Origin of the sequence: Specibacter sp. NPDC078692 (genome assembly GCF_040686835.1) — a bacterium.
Taxonomy (GTDB): Bacteria; Actinomycetota; Actinomycetes; order Actinomycetales; family Micrococcaceae; genus Specibacter.
This window is the reverse complement of record NZ_JBFBLV010000001.1, coordinates 221461-243742: the sequence shown is the minus strand read 5'-3', so window position 1 is coordinate 243742 and position 22282 is coordinate 221461. Positions and strand designations below refer to the sequence as shown.

The 22282-nt window shown below is 60.4% G+C and carries 19 protein-coding genes; 5 read left to right on the top strand and 14 right to left on the bottom strand.

Features of this window, described 5'->3' with window-relative positions; all coding sequences use genetic code 11:
* Positions 1-2: 2 nt before the first annotated feature.
* The 7 genes from AB0O97_RS01165 to truB all read right to left on the bottom strand — a co-directional run bounded on the left by AB0O97_RS01165 (position 3) and on the right by truB (position 7062).
* On the bottom strand, positions 3-2243 hold the full coding sequence (locus tag AB0O97_RS01165) for a polyribonucleotide nucleotidyltransferase (protein ID WP_363879002.1): 2241 nt from the start codon (positions 2241-2243) through the stop codon (positions 3-5).
* A 410-nt stretch (positions 2244-2653) separates the two neighbouring features.
* Complete coding sequence (rpsO, locus tag AB0O97_RS01160; RefSeq protein WP_363836490.1) at positions 2654-2923, bottom strand: 30S ribosomal protein S15; 270 nt, start codon at positions 2921-2923, stop codon at positions 2654-2656.
* A gap of 156 nt (positions 2924-3079) precedes the next feature.
* Positions 3080-4021 carry a bifunctional riboflavin kinase/FAD synthetase gene (locus tag AB0O97_RS01155; RefSeq protein ID WP_363836491.1) on the bottom strand — a complete coding sequence of 314 codons (942 nt, stop codon included), beginning with the start codon at positions 4019-4021 and terminating at the stop codon, positions 3080-3082.
* 80 nt (positions 4022-4101) lie between these two features.
* Entirely contained in the window at positions 4102-5256 is a 1155-nt protein-coding gene (locus AB0O97_RS01150) for a GNAT family protein (protein ID WP_363878999.1), read from the bottom strand.
* A 14-nt stretch (positions 5257-5270) separates the two neighbouring features.
* Positions 5271-5720, bottom strand: a complete 450-nt coding sequence (locus AB0O97_RS01145) for a hypothetical protein (protein ID WP_363838090.1) — start codon at positions 5718-5720, stop codon at positions 5271-5273.
* A 2-nt stretch (positions 5721-5722) separates the two neighbouring features.
* Positions 5723-6127, bottom strand: a complete 405-nt coding sequence (locus AB0O97_RS01140; RefSeq protein ID WP_363836495.1) for a hypothetical protein — start codon at positions 6125-6127, stop codon at positions 5723-5725.
* Positions 6124-7062: a tRNA pseudouridine(55) synthase TruB gene (gene truB, locus AB0O97_RS01135; RefSeq protein ID WP_363836496.1), complete on the bottom strand. Its 939-nt coding sequence runs from the start codon at positions 7060-7062 to the stop codon at positions 6124-6126. Before truB ends, AB0O97_RS01140 begins: the two co-directional genes overlap by 4 nt.
* 165 nt (positions 7063-7227) lie before the next feature.
* Here truB and AB0O97_RS01130 point away from each other — a divergent pair, with 165 nt between their 5' ends.
* The gene (locus AB0O97_RS01130; protein ID WP_363836497.1) at positions 7228-8034 is read left to right on the top strand and encodes a hypothetical protein; all 807 of its coding nucleotides are present in this window, start codon (positions 7228-7230) and stop codon (positions 8032-8034) included.
* 333 nt (positions 8035-8367) lie between these two features.
* Positions 8368-9528, top strand: a complete 1161-nt coding sequence (locus AB0O97_RS01125) for a ScyD/ScyE family protein (RefSeq protein WP_363836499.1) — start codon at positions 8368-8370, stop codon at positions 9526-9528.
* 126 nt (positions 9529-9654) lie between these two features.
* Here the strand turns inward: AB0O97_RS01125 and rbfA are convergent, their stop codons facing one another.
* From rbfA to AB0O97_RS01100, 5 genes are all read right to left on the bottom strand, one after another.
* A complete protein-coding gene (gene rbfA, locus AB0O97_RS01120; protein ID WP_363836500.1) occupies positions 9655-10089 on the bottom strand; it encodes a 30S ribosome-binding factor RbfA in 435 nt (144 codons plus the stop codon).
* A gap of 105 nt (positions 10090-10194) precedes the next feature.
* Positions 10195-13146: a translation initiation factor IF-2 gene (gene infB, locus AB0O97_RS01115; RefSeq protein WP_363878996.1), complete on the bottom strand. Its 2952-nt coding sequence runs from the start codon at positions 13144-13146 to the stop codon at positions 10195-10197.
* Between the two features lie 192 nt (positions 13147-13338).
* Positions 13339-13605, bottom strand: coding sequence for a YlxR family protein (locus AB0O97_RS01110; RefSeq protein WP_363879104.1), 267 nt, complete (start codon positions 13603-13605; stop codon positions 13339-13341).
* Between the two features lie 139 nt (positions 13606-13744).
* Positions 13745-14716, bottom strand: coding sequence for a transcription termination factor NusA (nusA, locus tag AB0O97_RS01105; RefSeq protein ID WP_363836503.1), 972 nt, complete (start codon positions 14714-14716; stop codon positions 13745-13747).
* A gap of 2 nt (positions 14717-14718) precedes the next feature.
* Positions 14719-15291 carry a ribosome maturation factor RimP gene (locus AB0O97_RS01100; protein ID WP_363836505.1) on the bottom strand — a complete coding sequence of 191 codons (573 nt, stop codon included), beginning with the start codon at positions 15289-15291 and terminating at the stop codon, positions 14719-14721.
* Between the two features lie 290 nt (positions 15292-15581).
* On the opposite strand from AB0O97_RS01100, the gene AB0O97_RS01095 reads away from it, so the two are divergent.
* The 3 genes from AB0O97_RS01095 to AB0O97_RS01085 all read left to right on the top strand — a co-directional run bounded on the left by AB0O97_RS01095 (position 15582) and on the right by AB0O97_RS01085 (position 19469).
* Positions 15582-17570 carry a DUF4439 domain-containing protein gene (locus tag AB0O97_RS01095; RefSeq protein ID WP_363878993.1) on the top strand — a complete coding sequence of 663 codons (1989 nt, stop codon included), beginning with the start codon at positions 15582-15584 and terminating at the stop codon, positions 17568-17570.
* 76 nt (positions 17571-17646) lie between these two features.
* Entirely contained in the window at positions 17647-18378 is a 732-nt protein-coding gene (locus tag AB0O97_RS01090) for a VIT family protein (RefSeq protein ID WP_363836508.1), read from the top strand.
* A gap of 98 nt (positions 18379-18476) precedes the next feature.
* Positions 18477-19469, top strand: a complete 993-nt coding sequence (locus AB0O97_RS01085) for an aminoglycoside phosphotransferase family protein (protein ID WP_363836510.1) — start codon at positions 18477-18479, stop codon at positions 19467-19469.
* A gap of 21 nt (positions 19470-19490) precedes the next feature.
* Here the strand turns inward: AB0O97_RS01085 and AB0O97_RS01080 are convergent, their stop codons facing one another.
* Together AB0O97_RS01080 and AB0O97_RS01075 are read right to left on the bottom strand one after the other, a co-directional pair.
* Positions 19491-20291, bottom strand: coding sequence for a TSUP family transporter (locus AB0O97_RS01080; protein WP_363836512.1), 801 nt, complete (start codon positions 20289-20291; stop codon positions 19491-19493).
* Between the two features lie 71 nt (positions 20292-20362).
* Positions 20363-22156 (bottom strand): proline--tRNA ligase, encoded by a 1794-nt coding sequence (locus AB0O97_RS01075; protein WP_363836514.1) that lies wholly within the window; start codon positions 22154-22156, stop codon positions 20363-20365.
* Positions 22157-22282 lie beyond the last annotated feature (126 nt).

The window sequence follows — 22282 nt, the reverse complement described above, 5'->3', positions numbered from 1 at the left end:
AATTATTCAGCAGCACCTTCGGTAGCTGCTTCTTCAGCGGCGTCCTCGTCGCCGGCAACAACCGGTGAGAGTGAGAGCTTGCCGCGGTCATCGATCTTGGTGATTTCCACCTGGATCTTCTGTCCAACGGAAACTACGTCATCAACGTTGTCCACGCGCTTGCCATCGGCTAGCTTGCGGAGCTCGGAGATGTGCAACAGACCATCCTTGCCCGGTGTGAGCGAAATGAACGCACCGAACGTGGTGGTCTTAACAACTGTGCCCAGGTAACGCTCGCCAATTTCAGGAACCTGAGGGTTGGCGATGGCGTTGATCGCTGAACGAGCGGCGTCAGCTGACGGGCCGTTCGTTGCACCGATGTACACGGTGCCGTCATCTTCAATGGAGATGTCGGCGCCGGTGTCTTCCTGGATCTGGTTGATCATCTTGCCCTTGGGCCCAATGACCTCGCCGATCTTATCCACGGGGATCTTGACCGCGATGACGCGGGGAGCGAACTCGGAGAGCTCGTCCGGAACGTCAATGGCGCTGGTCAGAACGCTGAGGATGTGCAGGCGTGCTTCGCGTGCCTGCTTCAGGGCAGCAGCCAAAACGGAGGCCGGGATGCCGTCGAGCTTGGTGTCCAGCTGGATGGCCGTGACGAACTCGGAGGTACCGGCAACCTTGAAGTCCATGTCACCGAAAGCATCTTCGGCACCGAGGATATCGGTCAGGGCTGCGTAGCGGGTCTGGCCGTCAACCTGGTCGGAGACCAAGCCCATGGCGATACCTGCAACAGGTGCCTTCAAGGGAACGCCGGCGTTGAGCAGCGACAGGGTCGAGGCGCAAACGGAACCCATGGAGGTGGAGCCGTTGGAGCTCAGTGCCTCGGAGACCTGGCGGATGGCGTAAGGGAACTCTTCACGCGTTGGCAGAACGGGCATGATGGCGCGTTCAGCCAGGGCACCGTGACCGATTTCGCGGCGCTTGGGCGAACCCACGCGGCCGGTTTCACCGGTGGAGTACGGCGGGAAGTTGTAGTTGTGCATGTAGCGCTTGCGCGTTACCGGGCTCAGCGAGTCAATCTGCTGTTCCATCTTGAGCATGTTCAACGTGGTGACACCCAGGATCTGGGTCTCGCCGCGTTCGAAGATGGCCGAACCGTGTACGCGAGGCAGAACCTCAACCTCGGCGGTGAGCTGGCGGATGTCCGTCAGGCCACGGCCGTCGATGCGAACCTGCTCGGTGAGGATGCGCTGGCGGATGACGTGCTTGGTGACGGCGCGGAAAGCTGCGGAGAGTTCCTTCTCGCGGCCTTCGAAGTTGCCAGCCAAGGCAGCAACGGTCTGGTCCTTCAAAGCGTCAGAGGCGTTGTCGCGCTCCTGCTTGTCGGCGATCGAGAACACGGCTGCGAGCTTGGTAGCGGCAGTCTTCTCAACGGCGTCGTAAACGTCGTCCTGGAAGTCCAGGAAGATCGGGAATTCAACCGTAGGCTTGGCGGCGCGAGCAGCCAAATCAGCCTGAGCCTCACACAGTGCCTTGATGAACGGTTTGGCAGCCTCGAGGCCCTCGGAAACGATCTCTTCGGTAGGAGCCTGGTGGCCCTGTTCTTTGATGAGCTTCCAGGAGTTGTCGGTTGCTTCAGCTTCCACCATCATGATGGCAACGTCGTCACCGGCAATGCGGCCGGCAACAACCATGTTGAACACGGCGTTTTCCAGCTCGGAGTGCTTCGGGAAGGCAACCCACTGGGGGCCCTGGCCGTCGTCGATCAGAGCAACGCGGACGCCACCAATCGGGCCGGAGAACGGCAAGCCGGAGAGCTGGGTGGACATGGAGGAAGCGTTGATAGCTACCACGTCGTAGAGCACGTCGGGGTTGATGGCCAGGACGGTCACAACGATCTGTACTTCGTTGCGCAGACCCTTGACGAATGCCGGGCGCAGCGGGCGGTCCATCAAACGGCAAGCCAAGATGGCTTCCGTCGAGGGGCGGCCTTCGCGGCGGAAGAAGCTGCCCGGGATGCGGCCAGCAGCATACATACGCTCTTCCACATCAACTGTCAGCGGGAAGAAGTCAAAGCCTTCGCGCGGGTGCTTGCCGGCCGTGGTGGCCGACAGCAGAACGGTGTCTTCGTCAATGTAAACCATGGCAGCACCTGCTGCCTGCTGGGCAAGGCGTCCGGTTTCGAAGCGGATAACGCGCTTGCCATAACGGCCGTTGTCAATGACGGTTTCTGAATACTGAATCTCGGGACCCTCCATATGAGAGTCACCTCCATTTCCTTCGTAGATGATCCTAATGAACCCCTGCCAAGGAACAGTGCCGCGTTCTTCCCAGGACACCACCGGATACTGCTGTGGCTCTCTGTACAACACCCGGTCTTCGATCGAGGCCCACGGGTATGAAACTTCATTGAGAGTTTCTTCCCGGAGGCCACTACCGAGGACCGCGAATGCGTGAATGCGTCGTCTTGTGCCTTGTAGATCAGGGGTTTTGTACTGCAATTAACAACTATTGCACTACTGCGCCAGCTTTTGCGGGCTGGCACGTTTCTCACAGTGGTTATTTATTCTTGCGAACCTTGAAAACCTTATAAACACTGTGAAAGGCGGCCCTCCCGAAGCAATGACGCAAGCGTCGCAAGCATGGGAAGGCCGCCTTGGATCGCAGACTAGCGGCGCAGGCCGAGGCGCTCGATGAGCGTACGGTAGCGGGCGATGTCGGTGTCCTTCAGGTACGCAAGCAGGCGACGACGGCGACCAACCAGGGCCATGAGGCCGCGGCGGGTGTGGTGGTCATGCTTGTGCATCTTCAGGTGCTCCGTGAGGTCAGAGATGCGACGCGAGAGCATTGCAACCTGAACCTCAGGTGAACCGGTGTCGCCTTCGCTGGTTGCGAAAGCCTGCATGATTTCTTGCTTTACAGCGGCGTCTAATGCCACAAGTAACTCCTTGAATGTGCCGTGAACAAATAACTGCAACGAAGCCCATGACTGGGCCACACACAGGAAATTCCAGCCACCACGGACTGCAGCCGGATTCCACCTTTCAGTTTAGTGCAGAGAGCGCCCTAATGTCGAAGCGAGGTGACTAATCACTCAAGCCAAGATCTCGCGGGCCTGATCCACATCCTGATGCATCTGTTCAATGAGCGCCTCGGGCCCGGTGTAGGCGACCATGCCGCGCAGACGCTGCACAAACTCCACCACCACGTGCTGGCCGTAGAGGTTGAACGCCTCGAGCGGCTCTTCGGGCCGGTCAATGACATAGGCCTCAACTTGGCGGCTGACCCCCACGAAGGTGGGATTTGAGCCTACGGAAATTGCGGCAGGCCAGCGGTGTCCGTGCGCATCGGTCAACCAGCCGGCGTAGACACCGTCGGAGGGGATGATGCCGCACGCGTCCGGTGAGAGGTTCGCCGTCGGAAATCCCAGTTCCCGTCCGCGGGCGGCGCCATGGACTACTTCCCCACTCATGGTGTGTGCCCGGCCCAAAACCTCCCCAGCGGTATCTACCTCGCCATTGTGCAGCGCCTCACGCACCCAGGTGGAGGACCAGCGGCGGTCGTGTCCTTCATCATTGACAACCACGACGTCGAATCCGAGTTGGGTGCCCAAGTCCACCATGGTGGATAGATCCCCCGTGTTGCCTTTGCCAAAGCGGACATCGTGGCCCACCACCACGGCACAAGCTCGCAGTCCGTCAACGAAGACGTTGCGGACAAATTCTTCGGGGGTTTGTGCCGCAAATTCCAGCGTGTAGGGCATAACCAGCACCCCGTCCAGACCCAGCTTGGCCATGGCCGCCAGCTTGTCCGCCAGCCCCATGATTTGTTCAGGTGCCGATTCCGGGCGGTGAATGAGGGCCGGGTGCGGATCGAATGTCAACGCCACCGACTTGGCACCACGTGCTTGCGCTGCGGCACGCACCTGGGCAAGTACCTCCTGGTGCCCACGGTGGAGCCCATCGAAGTTGCCCAGGGTGACCACACACGGGCCAAAGTCCTGGGGAACTTCCTCTAATGAGTTCCAAATCTGCACTACGTTTCCTCATTCATTAGGTATTTGGCCCATGGCGGTTGTGCGCGAATCAATCACAGATGTCTCAAGCAACTTCAAGATTACCCTTTAGCAGCTACTGCTCCGGTCCACGGTTGTTGGGGTGTCTGCGGATCCCCCGCTGCTAGCGAGAGCACCCAGCTATCTGCCGGCGTGCCACGATCGTTATAGGCGCCGCGGAGTTCCCCATCAAAGGTGAAACCCAGCTTCCAGGCCAGCTTGCGGCTGGCCCAGTTCGGCACCATGGCGTGCCAGTGGACAAAGCTGAGATTGAGCTGATCGAAAGCGTACTCAAGGAGTAGACGTACGGCCGCTTCTGAAGCACCGCCGCCTCGGGCCGGGGCGCCCATATTAATACCGATCGAGGCCACGCCGGGGTTCTTACATTGCAAATCAACGGTGCCAAGTAGCTGGTCTGTGACCGCGTCCGCCACAGCAAAGGTCAGCGTATGGCCCTGACGCCAACCATCGACGGTGATGTTCTTGATGAAGTATTCGGCGTGCTCTAGGGAATAGTTCAGCGGTACCGTTGTCCACCGAACCGCTTCAAGGTCTCGGCAGTTCTCCACCAGCGCCGGCGCATCGGCCAGCGTCAGGGCACGCAGGAGAACTTTCTCGCCACTGAGCACAGGGACCACTGGTTCTAGGCGCAGCTCACGCTTGTTCCAGGACTCAGCGCTCTGGGTGTAGACCAAGCCGTCGGCTACTTCGCCGCCTACCTGACCGTAGCCGGGGATCTGGGCCGCCAAGGTGAATCCGCTGCGGAGCGCCAAGGAGGTGCTCCCCCGGTTCCCTGCTGTGCAGGCCCAATGCAGGTGGCTCAGCCCCAGATTTCCGAAGGCGTAGCCACACAACAACTCCATGGCTCGCTGCGCAGCTCCGGTGCCACGGCCTGTTGGCAACATCTTGATGCCGACATGGGCCGATCCTCCAAGCTCAGTGGAAAAGATGTCCTGCAGTCTCAATGTCCCCACCACCTCAGGGGTACCGCGAAGAACCTCAACGATGGCGAAGCGCAAGTTGGTGCCGGCTTGCCAGCCGTCCGCAATGTGCCCCTCAATGAAACCTAGGGCCGCTGCATGATCCATACTGGCCACAGATCCGGTCCACGCAATGTTTAGCGGATCCCGGTGGATCGCCGCAAAAGCGTCAGCATCCGCGGCACTAAAACGGCGCAGTGTAGTAACGCCATCACTTAGGACGGGGTTGGTAGCCACGCTTTTGTGTGAGCTCACTTCACTTCGCGGTTACGGTAGAGCCAGATTAGCCCGATGATGGGCAGCAACAGCGGGATGTAGCCGTAGCCCTGGCCAAACTTGCTCCAGACACTGGCATGCTCAAAGTCGGCTGGGTCCAAGAAACTCAAGGCACCCACCACCAGCACACCGATCAATTCAATACAGATGGCGATCGTGGCAACCTTGGCCCAGGTGGCACCCGGCTTAGCCAAGGAAATAGTCGCCACGATGTACACCACGGCAGCAAACGCGGAGAGCGAGTAAGCCAACGGTGCCTCGTCAAAAGCCGTGGCGATCTGAAAGCTTGCCCGGGCCGTTGCCGACAGAGCAAAAATTCCGTACACAGCGATCAGCAGTCGGCCAGGACCAGAGGTTCGGCCGTGCGGAATCTGTTCAGCACTCGTGGCAGTGCCGGCCTTGGTGGTCTTGCCGGTGAGGCGCATATTCATAGTCCTAAGAGGGGGTTAAGCGCTTGCGCGGGTACGGAGGTCCCGTACCAGATCTGTCCCATGCGGGCCAGCATGACCACCGAGGTGATGCCCACGGCGCCCATAACGTAGTTCGACCAATGGGTGCGCTCCACCATGGCCCAATAGAAGGCGGCCACCGGCAGCATGGCCACCGTGAAGACGTAGCCCCAGAACTCCCACCCTGCACCGGCCAGCGTCTCCCCGCTGAACAGGCGGATAGCTGCTGCGATGGCGTAAATAATAATGAAAAGTTCGACGGCGGCCAGAGCCAGCAACGTGACATCGTTCGGTTTCTTTTTCATCACCGCAGCAACGATGCACACGATGGTGGAGGCCAGGCCCACCACCATGCCACTAATCAGCCAGGGGTCCAGAGTCATTTGTTCAGCTCCGAAGACGATTCAGGTGCTGGGTCCGGCGGGAAGACTAGAACAGGCTTGGCATATTTGCCGGCGTCCGCCAGCAAAGCAATCAAGGTGCCATCGGGTGCGAAGGCGGCCGCCGGTGCGGCGACGGTGTGGAGGCCATCGGCACTGGCAGGGATGCGCCTGCCAAAGGACAGCTCGATGGCTTCATCGGCTGTGAGTTCACGGACGGGCATGAGAGCCCTGGCGGCGTCGGCAATGTCCAGGATGCGCAAGTCCTCCGCCAGCTCCTCCACAGTCCGGGCCTGGTCCAAGGTGTACGGGCCCACACTGCTGCGCCGTAACGCCGTCAGGTGACCACCTACTCCGAGGCCATTGCCCAGGTCCCTAGCCAAGGCGCGGATATAGGTACCCGAGGAGCAGCTCACGGTGACATCGACGTCAACCCAAGCAACGCCGTCGTCCGTCTCATGGGTGCCGCGGCGGATCTCTAGGACCTTGAATTCGTGAATGGTGACGGGGCGGGCGGCCAGCTTGACGTCTTCTCCTGAGCGCACCCGAGCATAGGCCCGCTCGCCGTTGACCTTGATGGCACTGACGCTGCTGGGAACTTGTTCAATGGGTCCGCGCAGTGGTGCAATGCCCGCCTCGATGGCTTCATCAGTGACCCCATGAGCGGAGATGGTGTGAGTAACCTCACCCTCGGCGTCGTCGGTGACTGTGGCGACACCGAGCCGGATGGTGGCCTCGTACGTTTTGGAGGTTCCTACGATGTACGTCAGCAGGCGGGTGGCTTTGTTGACGCCCACCACCAAAACTCCCGTAGCCATAGGGTCTAAGGTGCCCGCATGACCTACTTTTCGGGTCCCTGCGAGCCTTCGCATCCGGCCAACCACATCGTGGCTGGTCCATCCCTGCGGTTTATCTACAATTACCAGTCCAGAAAGCACGCTTTGAAGTATATCCGCTCTGCGCCCTCCGCCGTGGTGGTAGCCCCGCATGGTGAGTTGTCCCCATCGCGGGGACCGTGCCCTTGTGGATACGCTATTCGCAGTAGTAATTCGCATTAGTAATTACGCAGCACATCACTCTTACACTTTTTAAGACGGAGAATCATGGCCAAGCACGCCTCGAGCATGTACAAACGATCCATCACAGCCCTGGGCGTCAGCGCGGCTTTGATGATGGCCCTGACGGGTTGCCTCGGCGGCGGCAATGACACTCCGCAGGAGCCGGTGGAGAGCAGCGCCCAGCAAAGCTCGGGATCATCTGCCAAGGACGCCGCTATCGCCGAGCGCGGCGGCGACGACTCTAAGAAGACGGAGTCCGCTGAAGCGTCCGCCGAGCCCAGCAAGGAAGCTACCTCGGAAGCCGCGAAGGAACCTGTTGCCGCCGGCGAGCTCACCCCTCCCGGAACCGCACTGAAATTCGGCGAAATCGCCAAGACTCGCAGCAACTCGGGCAAGCAGGGCGACGAGAAGTACAAGGAAGCCACCTTTGACACCACCGTCACCAAGATCGTCCCTGGCGATCCTGCTGACTTGGCCAAGTTGGAAGGCGCCGCGAAGTTTGCCGGCCAGACTCCTTACTACGTGTTCTTCGAATCCAAGCTGACCTCACTGTCCAAGCCTTCCGCGGGCATGTCGGATGCGTACCTGGATGCCCACCTCAAGGACGGCACCAAGGCCCAGAAGCTCATCGTGTTCGGTACATTGGGCGACTGCAAGTCCGGCTCCTTTGAGACCGAAGGCAAGGATGACACCTTCAGCTACGTGGTCGGTTCCACCAAGAGCTCCTGCAGCGTGTTCTTGGCACCCTCCGGTGACGCCGTAACCTCGGCCAGCTACTCCAGCTCTTCCTACAGCTACGAGAAGTACTCCGATAACGAGTACAACAAAAACCCCATCACCTGGGGCAAGTAGCAGCTCCTCAAGCCATCGCGGCTTGTTCAGCTATTCCAGTTCGAACAACTTGAGTAAAGGGCGTTTCCCCCGCGGGAGGCGCCCTTTGTTGTTTACCGTTGGTGCAGGACAGCAAAAACTGTTTGTTGACCGTGTCAGAGCGGGAGATCTAGGGTTGAGACACTCATTGTTGGTCCACGGTGACCCGACGAGCCACGCGGAATGATGACGCTGGGGGCAAAGATCCTGTTCGCCTGAGAAGGCAGGCATGTTGTGGATTCATGACTTCTTCATGGCCACGGCACCAGTTTTTTCCCCAGCCCTTCATCACAGGGCCCTTTCCAAGGGTTAATTATGAGGTCAAGATTTGTGGCTGTTGCAGCCGCATGCGTTTTTGCCATATCCATGACTGCCGGGCCTGCTCTGGCCCACTCCGGAAATAACTCCGGCCACTACCCCGGCAACAATTCTGGAAACCATTCTGGCGGACACCACGGCTCAGGCCATGGGAACCGCCACCCCTCCCCCGTCAACGAGGTGGCTTCCCAGCTGATCAGTCCCCTCAGGGTGGCTTTCGGCCCACGCGACAGTTACTTGGTAGCTGAATCCTTTGCCGGTCAACTCAGCAGTATCTCCGCCAAGGGTGTCAAGAGTGTTCTGGTCAGCGCCCCGGGACAAGAAATTGCTGGTGTGTCCTACGGCGATGGAACCACCTACTACTTCAACAACGATCAAGGTGCCGGCCCTGAACCTGGCGGAGAATTGCTGCCAGCCCGACTGATGAAGCTCGACAAACGGGGCAATAGCACCCAGATTGTGGACCTGAGCGTCTTTGAAGGAACTCACAATCCAGACGGCAACACCGTTTACGGTGTTCGTGACGCCGCTCCCGAATGTCTGAGCCAGGCCCCGTACATGCAGTCGCTGGGTGAACTGTTCTCGCACCCGTATTCCTCAGCACCGGCTAATAATGGCGTGTATGTGGGCGATGCCGGAGCCAACGCCATCTTGTTTGTGAACAAGCGCGGCAATGTCAAGCTCGTCAAGGCGGTGCCTGCCGAGCCCATCACCATCGATGCCGCTGTAGTGGCCGTTGCTGCCGAGGTGGGCATGGTGGTTCCGGACTGCATGATGGGCCTGAAATACTACGCCCAAGCCGTGCCCACTGATATTGAAATCAGTGGCCAGTGGCTGTACTACACCGTGCTGCCAGGAGTGCCCGGCGAGTCCCTAGGCGTTGGCAAGGCCTACCGGATGAATCTGCACAGCGGAAAGACCCAGCTGCTCGCGCAGAACCTCTCCGCACCCACAGGCATCGCCGTTGACCGCAACAACAACGTCTACGTGGCCCAGCTCATGGGCGACGGCGTGAGCGTTATTAGGAACGGAAAGGTGACTACCGTGCTCCCAGCCCCGATGGTCTCCGATGTGGCGATCAGCGGGAAGACACTCGCGGCGGTGACCAACGCTTTGGCAGAGACAGGGGGCAGCCTGGTCACCATGCGCCTGCGCTAGGCAGCGTAGTCACTAGAATGGCGCAGTCAGTAGCGCAAAGAGAATAAAGTACGACGGCGGCCGGTCACCTTTTCTACAAAGGTGACCGGCCGCCGTCGTGCCTAAAAAATGTGGAGAGAGCGAAGACTAAGCGTCTTCTTCTTCCTCATCCTTCTTGTACGGATCAGCTTCGCCAGCGAACTCCGCGTTGGCGGAGATCTCCGCAAGCTTCGCGTCGCGTTCCTTGGCTACCCGCAGGAGCGCTTCCAGATTGGAGGCGTTCTCGGGGATGACATCGGCAATGAACTCCAACGTGGGCGTCAGGCGCACGGTGATGTTCTTGCCGACCTCGGCACGCAGCACGCCCTTGGCGCGCTCCAAACCGATCTTGGCTTCGGAGCTTGCGGTCTCGTCACCGAAAACCGTGTAGTAAATGGTGGCGTGCTGAAGATCGTTGGTGACGCGTGCATCTGTGACAGTGATGCCCTCGACACGGGGGTCCTTGACCCTGGAGCGAAGACCCTCGGCCACCACAACCTTGATGCGCTGCGCCAACTTGGACGCGCGGGCTGAATCAGCCATGATGTTCTCCTTCAAACTTCTAAGACGTGAGACGGTCGTGAAACCATCTTAGGGAAAACAAAGCCGGTTGGGTGCCCAAGTGGACACCCAACCGGCTATGCAGTGTTAGACGCGGGGCTTCTCGCGCATTTCGAACGTCTGGATGATGTCCTCGGGCTGCAGATCGTTGAACGATCCCAAACCGATACCACACTCGAAGTCTGTCCGGACTTCGGTTGCGTCATCCTTGAAACGCTTGAGCGAGTCAATGGTGAGGTTGTCACCGATGATCTTGCCGTCACGGAGCACACGGGCCTTGGAGTTACGGCGGATGATACCGGAACGTACGATCGAGCCGGCGATGTTGCCGTGCTTGGAGGAGCTGAACACTTCGCGGATTTCCGCGGTGCCCAACTGAGCCTCTTCGTACTCAGGCTTGAGCATGCCCTTGAGAGCCAGCTCAATGTCATCGATGGCGCCGTAGATGACCGAGTAGAAGCGCATGTCCACGCCTTCACGGTCGGCCAGTTCAGCAACACGCTCAGCAGGCTTGACGTTGAAGCCGATGATGATCGCGTTATCCACAGTGGCCAAGTTGACGTCGTTCTGCGTGATGGCACCCACACCGCGGTGGATGACGCGCAGCTGCACGCCTTCGCCAACATCGATCTTGAGCAACGAGTCTTCCAGTGCCTCAACGGCACCGGACACGTCACCCTTGAGGATGAGGTTAAGGGTGTCAACCTTGCCGTCAGCAACGGCCTGGTCGAAGTCTTCCAGGCTGATGCGCTTACGACGCTTAGCCAAGGCTGCGTTACGGTCCGCTGCTTCACGCTTTTCAGCGATCTGGCGGGCAGTTCGCTCATCGCCTGTAACGAAGAACGTGTCACCTGCACGGGGAACGTTGGACAGACCCAGAACCTGCACCGGACGTGAAGGTCCGGCTTCAGAGATGACGTCACCGTTCTCATCGAACATGGCACGCACACGGCCGTGTGCGGTACCGGCAACGATCGTGTCACCGACGTGCAAGGTTCCGGACTGAACCAGAACAGTTGCCACGGAACCGCGGCCCTTATCCAGGTTCGCTTCGATGGCGATGCCTCGAGCGTCCTTGTTCGGGTTGGCGCGCATGTCCAGAGCGGCGTCAGCGGTCAACAGCACAGCTTCGAGGAGTTCCTCGATGTTGATGTTGTTGCGTGCAGAGACGTCAACGAACATGGTGTCGCCACCGTATTCTTCCGGAACCAGACCGTACTCGGTCAGCTGGCCACGGATCTTCTCCGGGTTGGCTGAATCCTTGTCAATCTTGTTCACCGCAACCACGATCGGCACATTGGCGGCCTGTGCGTGGTTGAGCGCTTCCACCGTCTGGGGCATGACGCCGTCGTCCGCTGCAACCACCAAGATGGCGATGTCAGTGACCTTGGCACCACGGGCACGCATGGCGGTGAACGCCTCGTGACCGGGGGTGTCAATGAAGGTGATGCTGCGATCGATGCCTTCATGCTCGTGCACGATCTGGTAAGCACCGATGTGCTGGGTGATGCCACCGTGCTCGTCGGCAACAACGTCCGACTTCCGGATGGCATCGAGCAGGCGGGTCTTACCATGGTCAACGTGACCCATGACGGTGACCACCGGAGGACGAACCTCGAGGTCCTCGTCGCCTTCTGATTCCAGCTCGGCTTCAAAGTCGATGTCGAAGCTGCTGAGCAGTTCGCGCTCTTCGTCCTCGGGGGAAACGACCTGGACCTTGTAGCCCAGCTCAACACCCAACAGTGCAAAGGTGTCTTCATCCAATGACTGGGTAGCAGTTGCCATTTCACCGAGGTGGAACAGCACCGTTACCAGTGCAGCCGGGTTGGCCTCAATCTTGTCAGCGAAGTCGGTGATGGAGGCACCGCGGCGCAAACGCACCACAGTTTCTCCGTTACCGCGGGGAACCGATACGCCACCAAGTGAAGGAGCACTCATCTGCTCTAGCTCTTGGCGCTTGGCACGCTTCGACTTGCGCTGCTTGCCACGGCCTGCGCCACCCTTACCGAAGGCACCCTGGGTACCACCGCGACCGCGACCACCCTTGCCGAAGCCACCGCCGGCGGGAGCGCCGCCTGGAGTTGCTCCGGGGGTTGCGCCGGGAGCACCCGGACGTCCACGGCCGGGAGCACCCGGACGGTCGTTACCGCGGCCGGGCGCAGCGGGGCGCTCGGTGCGGTTGGGCATCATGCCGGGAGTGGGGCGGGGACCACCGGGACGCGGAGCGCCGGGACGGGGGCCACCTGCACCAGCAGCACCTGCCGGACGCGGAGCGCCCGGACGGGGTGCCCCTGCAGGCGGACGGGGACCACCGGGACGGGGTCCTGCAGCGCCGGCTTCGGTGCTGCGAGGAGTACCCGGTCGGGGCATGCCCTGAGAGGGTGCAAACGGGTTGTTTCCGGGGCGAGGAGCACCGGCACCTGCGGGACGCGGGGCGCGGTTGTCGCCGCCGCGGCCTTCGCCACGGTTGTCGCTTCCACGATTGTCGTTTCCACGGTTGTCGTTCCCACGGTTGTCCGAACGCTCGGTGCGTGCACCGGAGCGGGGCATGCCCTGTGAGGTTGCGAAGGGGTTGTTACCGGGGCGCGGGGCGCCGGGTGTTGCAGCCTTCGGAGCCGGTGCGGCCTTCGGTGCCGGGGTTGCTGCCGCAGCCTCAACGGGAGCCGGAGCTGCCGGAGCGGCCGGGGTAGCCGGAGCTGCCGGGGTAGCTTCAGCAACAGGTGCAGCAGGTGCTGCCGGTGTTGCCTTGGCGCCGGGCTTTGCAGCGGCCTTGGGGCCGGGCACAGCTGCTCCGGGTGTTGCGGATGCCTTGGGGGCGTCAGCCTTGGGAGCTGCCTCCACCTTCGGTGCTGCTGCCGGGGCAGCTTCTGCAACCGGGGCCGCCTGGGGGAATGCGTCGCGAAGTTTCTTCACAACGGGGGCCTCAATGGTGGAGGATGCTGAGCGAACGAATTCGCCCATTTCCTGCAGTTTACTTACTGCTTCTTTTGAGGTGATGCCGAGCTCTTTTGCAAGCTCGTGTACGCGGGCCTTGGCCACATTTCTCCTGTCTCGGCCCGCACCGGACAGGTACGAACCGCTTAATTCTTACTGCGCCGCTCCATGTCGGAACGGGCGGCGTGAGAGCACATGAAATTGCTCATTTTTGGGCACTCATCGCTGGGTACTCATCGGGTTTCCATCGGTTTTCTGACCCGCTTTCACAAAAGGGACAATTGGTTCGTAACTTACTTACTCTGCCGAAGGTGGCAAATTCTGTTGCGCAAATGCCTCGACGTCGGACAGTTTAGTGACCCCAGGAAGGGCCCTGCCAACGGCGCGACGTTTGATCGCTAAGTTCCAACATTCAAGGTTAGGGTGCAGCCACGCTCCCCGTCCAGGCATGCGCCGAGCCACATCAACCAACGCTTCCAATTCACCAGAAGTGTTGCGTGACCTCACCAGACGCACTAGCTGGAGCCGGTCTGAAGTTTTCCGGCACCCAATGCATGTCCGCACAGCAAACTTAGAGTCAGTCGCATCGCTGTGCGCTGCCACTGCTTTCTGAGTCAATTCTGCTATGCCTTCACGCTATTTGGGTGTCGGGGCCAAATCAGGCCCGGTTCTCTTCATTCTACCGCGCGGCCTGACCTCTTACCTAAACCGCGGCCGCGTCAGAGACGATGTCGATGCGCCAGCCTGTGAGCTTGGCCGCCAGACGTGCATTCTGGCCTTCCTTGCCGATAGCCAAGGACAGCTGATAATCAGGGACCACAACCCGTGCTGAGCGCGCAGCCTCATCAATAATGGTGACTGAAATCACCTTCGACGGGGACAGTGAATTGGCGATGAAAGTTGCCGGATCCTCATTGAAGTCGACGATGTCGATCTTCTCGTCGTTGAGCTCGGTCATGACGGCCCGCACACGCGAACCCATCTCTCCGATGCAAGAGCCCTTGGCATTGACGCCGGCTTTGTTGGCCTGCACGGCAATCTTGGTGCGGTGGCCAGCTTCACGGGCCAAGGCAACGATTTCTACGGTGCCATCAGCGATCTCGGGAACTTCCATTTCAAAGAGCTTGCGTACCAGGCCCGGGTGTGAACGGGACAAGGTGATTGCGGGGCCCTTGGTGCCGCGGTGAACATCCACCACGAACGTGCGGATGCGATTTCCGTGGCGGTAGCTTTCGCCGGGAACCTGCTCGTTCGGTGGCAGCACACCCTCAACAGCACCCAGATCGATCTGGATCATGTTGGGGTTGTTGCCCTGCTGGATCTGACCGGAGACCAGTTCACCTTCTTTGCCGCGGTATTCGCCGACCACATTGTCATCCTCGGCGTCGCGAAGACGCTGCAGGATGATCTGGCGTGCCGTGCTGGCAGCAATGCGACCAAAGCCCTTGGGCGTGTCGTCGAATTCGCCAATGGCGGCGCCGTCGTCGTCGAGCTCGGCAGCCCAAATGGTGACGTGCCCGCTCTTGCGGTCAATCTCGGCACGGGCCATATCGTGGCAGCCCGGTGACTTGTGGTAGGCCATCAGCAGCGCCTGCTCAATGGTGGGGATCAGCACATCCACGGGGATTTCCCTTTGGCGCTCCAACTCCCGCAGCGCACTCATATCTATGTCCATAGTCAGCTTCCCTCTCCATCGACGGCGTTGCCGCCGGTCGCTTCAAATTCTAAGTCCAGCTCTGCCTCATCCAGGCGAGCAAATTCCAGTTCCACAACACCACGGCGAATGGCCGAAAACAATACTTTTTCCGGTTCACCCTGCTTGGGTTTCATACCCTTTTTGACCGGCAGTTCGGGCTTGAACAAAACACCCTCATCGTCCACGTCTAAGACGCGACCCATGAAGTTTTCCCGATCGACGGCGTTGACCTTGACCATGCGACCAAGAGCACGGCGCCAGTGGCGCGGCTCTGTGATCGGCCGGGTGGCTCCAGGGGAAGAGATTTCCAAATCGTAGGCTTGGCCGTCATCGTTGGGGTCTGCATCCATGGCGTCGGAAAGCACCCGGGAAACGGCGGAGATAGCATCAAGGCCCACACCGCCGCTTTCGCCGTCAACAAGGTCGACAATCACTGAAACTGTGCGGTGGGTGCCAGCAAAGTGAACCTTGACTTCTTCAAGGAACAGTCCGGCGGCAGCCACTGTGGGGGCGAGAAACACGTGCAGCCTCTGGGCTTCAGCTATTGAGTCCATGGCTGAGGGCGTGTTCCCTGAGCGTGCGGCCATTTTGGGCCTGTCCGGCTTCGTCATAAAAACGCACGCCTCCCTATTGATGATGTTGTAGATATACAGACTACCGAGTTTCCGCCACCTCCGCTGAACCGTAGAGGTGTGAGTATGGACGCATTGGGCGACGGCACACCCGGCTTACGGGAACTGGCCAGCGCCGAGGGGCAGCTGGTGGGTAGATGGCTAGCGGCTGTCGGGCAGCTAGTGGGCAAACGTGTGCACTGTACAGGGCAGTCATGAGATGATCAACGGTTGTGACCCATCCCAATCCCACGGCTGAGCCCGACACCACCCTTGACGCCGCTACCCCCGGAGCTACTGGAGCCCCCGGAACCGCTGGCAAGCCTGCCCGTAAGGCTCCCCGCCGCGCCACGGCAGCTGCTGGTGCACCAGCTTCGGTGGAATCATCGACTCCAGCCATTCTGGTCATTGATGCCAACGGCATGATGGTGCCAACCCCTGTAACTCCCGTAACTCCCGAGATTGAGCGCCCAGCTCAGGCACAGGACACCTCCGACACCGGTAAGTCCCCCGCCGTCGATGCTGCACCTCTCGAAGTGGCTGAGTCAGCGGTAGCTAAACCGGAGCCAGTCGAGGCGGAAGCCGTCGAGTCAGAAGTTGTTGAGTCAAGGCCGGTTGATTCAAAGTCCGTTGATACCGCGGCTACTGCCGATACCCCTTCCCCGGCGTCTGGATCCTTGGTTGCATCACCGGAGGATTCGAAACTTGAGTCCGAGCCTGAGTCCGCGCCGAAACTTGAGCCTGAGCCTGAGTCCGAGCCTAAATCAGAGTCTGAGCCTGAGCCTGAGTCTGAGTCCGAGCCTGAACCTGCGCCATCGGACTCACTGCCCAGCATGGCTGCAGCGGACGAGGGCGATACCCCGAGCACCACGGTTGAAGCCGTTGCGGAGGTAACTCCAGTCTCCTTATCGCGCCGTGAACGGCGCCTAGCCGAGCAGCAAGACGAGAACAACACCACCTCAGCCGCCGTTGCAACGACAGTTGCAGAAGGCACAGATTCAGGAAGCCTCACTTCAGAAAGCTCGGCTTCCACGGAAGAACCAGCCCCTGACTCGGGCCGCACTAACCCGGGGAAGCCACCTAGGAAGCGCAATAGCTTCGTGACTTTCTTCCGTGGACTGTTTTTTCTTGTGGTGATTTCAGCCCTCGTGGTCGCCATGGGTACGGTGCTGTCAGGGCCGGAGGTGAACGCTGGCGACCAGTCGCCGACTCAGTTGCAGCGTCAGGCTGCCTGGGAAGCAACTACTAAGTTGCAAGGTGAGGCCCTCAATTTGGCCGATGCAAGTAGCACACCCCAATTGCAGAAGGCGTTGTCCATCACCGCTACAAACTTGGGACTCCAAGCTTCAGCACTGAGTGACGGGCTACCCACCGAAGCCCCCACCGCAACAGGGCCAGCATCAGAGCCAACCCCGATGACCTTCACTGGATTTATACAGGAACTTTCGGCCAACGCCGAGGCACTACTGAACAACGCATTGAGCGCCGATCATTCCATGGGCCGTGTTTTTGCTTCCGTGGGCACCAGCCAACTCCTGCAGTCTGCCGAGCTGGCGTCCGTAGCGGGGATCACCGTTCCCACCTCAGCGCATATGCCAGCACCAGTTGACTTCCCTTCTGCTTCGGGCCCGTCCTGCACCTCTACGCTGGAACCGCGCCCCGGTGTCACCGTAGACTCGGCGCTGAGTGCCGCCGCCGAGGCCGAGCAGAAAGCTATCTACGCCTACCAAGCCGCTTCCACCCGATTCACCGAACCGCAATTTAGCAAGGCCACAACATTGTTGGCCCGACACCGGCAAAAGCTGAAACTCCTCAACGCAGAGTTGCGCCTTCGCTGCCTCCCCTTGGCAGAACCCGTGGCAGGCTTCACTCTGGACTCCACCTTCACCACCTTGCCCAAGCAAGCACTCAGCATTTTGGAAACTCAGCTGAGCAGCATCTATGGTGAGCTGGCTGCTTTGAGTACCGCTCCGGGTGCAGACCAGAGCCCCAACACCACGGAGCCGGCAGCACCGGCGTCTTCTACTCCTGAATCCGTAGCCACTGAATCCAAGGCCACCCCACTTCCTCTCAACGGCAGCAATCTCCGTGAGATGGCCGTCTTGTGGCTGTTGGACTCCACCCAGGCACACACCTTTTGGGGCGGATCAGTGGAGGCACTGCCAGGCATCGCACCGAGCATCGCGCCAGAGCCGGTAATCGCTTCAGTGCCTGCCCGTTAATTGAGGGCAGGCATGCCTTCGCGAGGACATCCTTTCCTTGCTAGCGGAGATTTTCACTCAGTGCTTTGCTTGAAGCATGAAGCAAACGCCAGAGCTGGTACTGCCCCGGGAGCTCTCTAAAACAGGGGAAATCGCACAGCGCCTGAATTGGTTGCGGGCCGGGGTGCTCGGCGCCAATGACGGCATAGTTTCCGTGGCCGCCGTCGTCGTTGGTGTTGCTGGAGCCACCCAAGGCGCAGGCCCAATCCTCACTGCCGGCATGGCAGCTCTGGTGGGCGGAGCTATCTCCATGGCTTTGGGTGAGTACGTCTCCGTCAGCAGCCAGAGCGACAGCCAGAAAGCCATGATCGCCACCACCGAAGCCGCGCTCAAACATGCGCCTGAACAGAGCCAGGCCCAACTGGTTCAGGCCTACCAGAACAAGGGACTCTCCCCCGCCACCGCTACCCTCGTGGCCCAAGAGCTGAGCGAACACGATGCCCTCAGCGCACATTTGTCGGCCGAACTCAACCTCCATGTGGAAGACGTTGCCAACCCTTGGCATGCGGCCTTCGCTTCAGCCATCGCCTTCACGCTGGGCGCCATCTTGCCGATGCTGGCAATCTTGCTACCACCTGAGTCAGTCAGTGTTCCCGTGACCTTCGCTGCCGTGCTGCTGGCTCTGGGCATCACCGGCTGGATCGGTGCCATGATCGGCGGGGGCTCCCGCATCAAGGCAGCTGTCCGAGTGGTACTTGGCGGCGCCCTTGCCCTCGCGGCGACCTTCGCGATCGGCACCCTGCTAGGCTCCAGCGGCTTGGTGGGCTAATCAGTTGCTCCCCTGTAAGCGCTGTTCTGGCTGTGCTCACCACTGAAAAGTACGACGGCGATGGGCTGGCCTAGGTGCCAGCCGCTAGGCTCAGTGCTGTGAGCATCAACCTAGAGATTCCTGAGCCGCTATTGCGGAGGTACCGCCAGAGCCATGAGGGCAGGGCGTGGTTGGGGCATCTTCCCGGTTTCCTGAACGAGTCCCTTGAACAGTGGCAGCTTCTTGTTGACCTGCCATCCGGAGCCACGCCTTGGTATGGGCACACGGCGGTGGTGGTCCCAGTACTGAGCCGTGATGGAACCCAAGCGGCACTAAAACTCGCCTTCCCCAATGATGAGTCCACACTAGAACCTCTCGCTCTAACTTTGTGGGGCGGTCAAGGCGCGGTGGCATTACTGGATAGTGACGCCCCACGCGGGGCGCTGTTGCTGGAACGTCTGGATCAAACACGCGCCCTCCTGGATCTCCCCATGGATGAGGCCATCGCGGTGTGGGGAAGTCTAGCCCGGGATTTGGCGATTCGTCCCGACGTCCGCCCCGAATGGCGTCTCCTTCCGCACATCGCAGACACCGCCGAAAGGTACTGTGACGAACTCCCCCAGCGTTGGAGCGATCTTGCTGAACCCTTTCCACGGTGGCTGCTCGAAGCCGCGCTGGAGCTCTGCCAAACCCGGGGAGCAGTGTCCCGCCGCAGCAGCAATGAGGTATTGGTCCACACAGATCTGCACTACCTGAACATTCTGGCGAAGCCCGGAACCGATGACTATGTGGCTATCGATCCGCAAGCCCAAGTGGGTGACGCAGAATTCGCCGTGGCCCCGTGTCTGTGGAACCGCCTGCAGGATTTGCCGCACCGAAACGCCGAAGCCGGGCTCCGGCGTCGTGCTTCAGAGCTGGCCCAATCAGCTGGGCTGGACGAGGATTTGGTGGCGGGCTGGGCCGTGGTCCGAGAAGTGGAAAATGCGCTGAGCTATTTGGAGGAAGCGGGGCACAGCGGCGACGCCAAACGCTCGCTCTGGGTGGCGAGCACCATGGCTGGCACGACATTGCCGGATCTGCCCGGTGCGCATGAGCTCAAGGCTCTCCACTAAAAATTTCGGTGAGCATCTGAACTAGCGGTTGAGGAAATTCTCGTTGAGCACGTCAAATCCCAGTTTGAGGATGAGCACGGCGACGACGGCGAGGAAGACGATTCGGATGAATTTGCTGCCTTGCTTCACGGCCGTACGTGCTCCGAGGTAGCCGCCAGCCATGTTGGCCGCGCCCAGAATCAGGCCGACCCCCCAGAGCAGTGAGCCGTGCGGGAGGAAGAACATCAGGGCGCCGGCGTTCGTGGCCAGATTCACGATTTTTGCTTTGGCGCTGGCTTCAAGGAACGCGTAGCCCATGAGGCTGACCATGGCGATGACGAGGAAGGATCCGGTTCCCGGGCCGATCAGGCCGTCGTAAAAGCCGATGATCCCGCCGATGCATGCGGCGACAACGTAGTGCGTGCGGCCGGAATGTCTTAGGGCTGTCAACTCACCCATGCTCGGCTTGAACGCCGTGAACAGCAGCACCGCAATCAGCGCAGCAACAATGATGGGCTTGAACACTGAACCGGGCAAACTGGCGGCCACCACCGCACCGCCCACGCTACCCACCAGCGCCACCCCCGCCATGGGCAGGGCTGTGCGCATGTCCGGTTTCACGCGCCGGTAATACGTCACGGAGCTGGTAGCGGTCCCGAAGATGGACCCCATTTTGTTGGTGGCCAACGCCTGCACGGGCGTGATTCCGGGGATCATCAACATGACCGGGAGCTGAATCAGCCCGCCCCCGCCCACCACGGCATCAATCCAGCCGGCAGCAAAACCAGCCACAATGATCAACAAAATGGTGGCCATCGTGATGTTCTCAAAACCGGAGATCATGGGTTCCTAAGCTAAGTGTGGCACGCAGACCAAGGGGCCGGGCTGAGGGCCCGGCCCCTCGCAGAGCACGGTTACTGCTGGTCGAGGATGTACTGCACGGCCTCGGCAACGGCGATGTTTTCAGCAACTCCGGTGGCGCGGTTCTTGATCTCCACGACGCCGTCCACCAGTCCGCGGCCTACTGCCAGGATGGTGGGGACACCGATGAGCTCAGCGTCGCCGAACTTCACACCGGGGGAAACCTTGGGGCGGTCATCGTAAATGACGTCCAGTCCCTTGGCTTCGAGATCGGCGGTGAGCTGGGCTGCTGCCTCGAAGATTTCATCGCCACGGCCGACAGCCACAACATGAACATCAGCGGGAGCAACCTGGGCGGGCCAGATCAAGCCCTTGTCATCGTGGTTGGATTCAGCCAGAGCGGCAACGGCGCGGGTAACGCCGATGCCGTAGGAGCCCATGGTGACCACTGAGAGTTTACCGTTCTTGTCCAAAACCTTCAGGCCCAAGGACTCGGCGTACTTGGTGCCAAGTGCGAAGATGTGGCCCATTTCAATGCCGCGGGCAGCTTCAAGGGGGCCGGAACCATCAGGTGCGGGATCTCCTTCACGAACCTGCGCGGCCTCAACGGTGCCGTCCCAGCTGAAGTCGCGCCCGGCAACGAGGCCAAAGACGTGCTTGCCTTCTTCGTTGGCACCGGTGATCCAGCTGGTTCCGGAAACCACGCGGGGGTCAACCAGGTACAAGATCTTGGTGGCTGCTTCTGTGCCGAGCACAGCGGCGTCCAGGCTCAGGCCCGGGCCGATGTAACCCTTGACCAACAGAGCATGCTTCTTCAGATCAGCTTCACCAGCGGCTTCAACGCCTACTTCGCCGCCGATGGGCAGGTGTGCACCAATGTTGGCTTCGATGCGCTTGAGGTCAACATCGCGGTCGCCGGGCAAGCCCACCACCACGATCTGGCGTTCGCCGGTAGGCAGGTCAACAGCTAGAACCACGTTCTTCAACGTGTCAGCGGCCGTCCATTCGCCTTCGGCGCGGGGAGCGTGCTGGTTGGCGGCAGCCACCAACGTGGCGATGGTTGCGGTGTCCGGGGTGTCCAGAACCTGAGCTGCAGGCGCGTTGCTGAAGTCAATCTCGGCCGGGACCACGGTGGTCACGGCTTCAACGTTTGCTGCGTAACCGCCGGGTGAGCGCACAAAGGTGTCTTCACCTACGGTCATGGGGTGCAAGAACTCTTCGCTCTTGGAACCGCCCATGGCACCGGCAGTTGCCGTGACGGGGATGATTTCCAAGCCGAGGCGCTCAAAAATACGCACGTAGGCGCCGCGGTGAGCCATGTAGCTGGCGTCCAGTCCGGCGTCGTCCATGTCAAAGGAGTAGGAATCCTTCATGATAAATTCGCGTCCACGCAGCAGTCCTGCGCGCGGCCGAGCCTCGTCGCGGTACTTGTTCTGGATTTGGTACAGGCTCAGCGGCAGATCCTTGTACGAGGAGTACAGGTCCTTGACCAGCAGCGTGAACATTTCCTCATGTGTGGGGGCCAGCAGGTAGTCGGCGCCCTTGCGGTCCTGCAGACGGAACAGGTTGTCACCGTATTCCTGCCAGCGGTTGGTGGCCTCGTACGGTTCACGGGGCAGCAGTGCCGGAAAGTGCACTTCCTGGGCGCCGATCGCGTCCATTTCCTCACGCACAATGGCTTCAACCTTGCGCAGCACGCGCAGGCCCAACGGGAGCCACGTGTAGATGCCAGGTGCCGCGCGGCGGATGTAGCCGGCGCGCAGAAGCAGCCGGTGGCTGTCTACCTCGGCGTCTGCGGGATCTTCACGCAGGGTACGTAAAAAGAGGGTGGAAAGGCGAAGTGCCACGCGAAATATTCCATTTCTTGAAGTGGGTGGGCGCCGTCCTCATTCAGGACGAACAGGTACTAATCTACCGGTTCAGGCGCGCCCGTTGCACACCTGGCTTGCTGGCGGCTTCCCGGCGGCTGCCCC

Coding starts and splice junctions, on each gene's coding strand:
- AB0O97_RS01165 (WP_363879002.1), bottom strand. CDS start 2,243: ATGGAGGGTCCCGAGATTCAGTATTCAGAAACCGTCATTGACAACGGC.
- AB0O97_RS01145 (WP_363838090.1), bottom strand. CDS start 5,720: ATGCGCCTCACCGGCAAGACCACCAAGGCCGGCACTGCCACGAGTGCT.
- AB0O97_RS01140 (WP_363836495.1), bottom strand. CDS start 6,127: ATGACTCTGGACCCCTGGCTGATTAGTGGCATGGTGGTGGGCCTGGCC.
- AB0O97_RS01130 (WP_363836497.1), top strand. CDS start 7,228: ATGGCCAAGCACGCCTCGAGCATGTACAAACGATCCATCACAGCCCTG.
- AB0O97_RS01125 (WP_363836499.1), top strand. CDS start 8,368: ATGAGGTCAAGATTTGTGGCTGTTGCAGCCGCATGCGTTTTTGCCATA.
- rbfA (WP_363836500.1), bottom strand. CDS start 10,089: ATGGCTGATTCAGCCCGCGCGTCCAAGTTGGCGCAGCGCATCAAGGTT.
- nusA (WP_363836503.1), bottom strand. CDS start 14,716: ATGGACATAGATATGAGTGCGCTGCGGGAGTTGGAGCGCCAAAGGGAA.
- AB0O97_RS01100 (WP_363836505.1), bottom strand. CDS start 15,291: ATGGACTCAATAGCTGAAGCCCAGAGGCTGCACGTGTTTCTCGCCCCC.
- AB0O97_RS01090 (WP_363836508.1), top strand. CDS start 17,647: ATGAAGCAAACGCCAGAGCTGGTACTGCCCCGGGAGCTCTCTAAAACA.
- AB0O97_RS01080 (WP_363836512.1), bottom strand. CDS start 20,291: ATGATCTCCGGTTTTGAGAACATCACGATGGCCACCATTTTGTTGATC.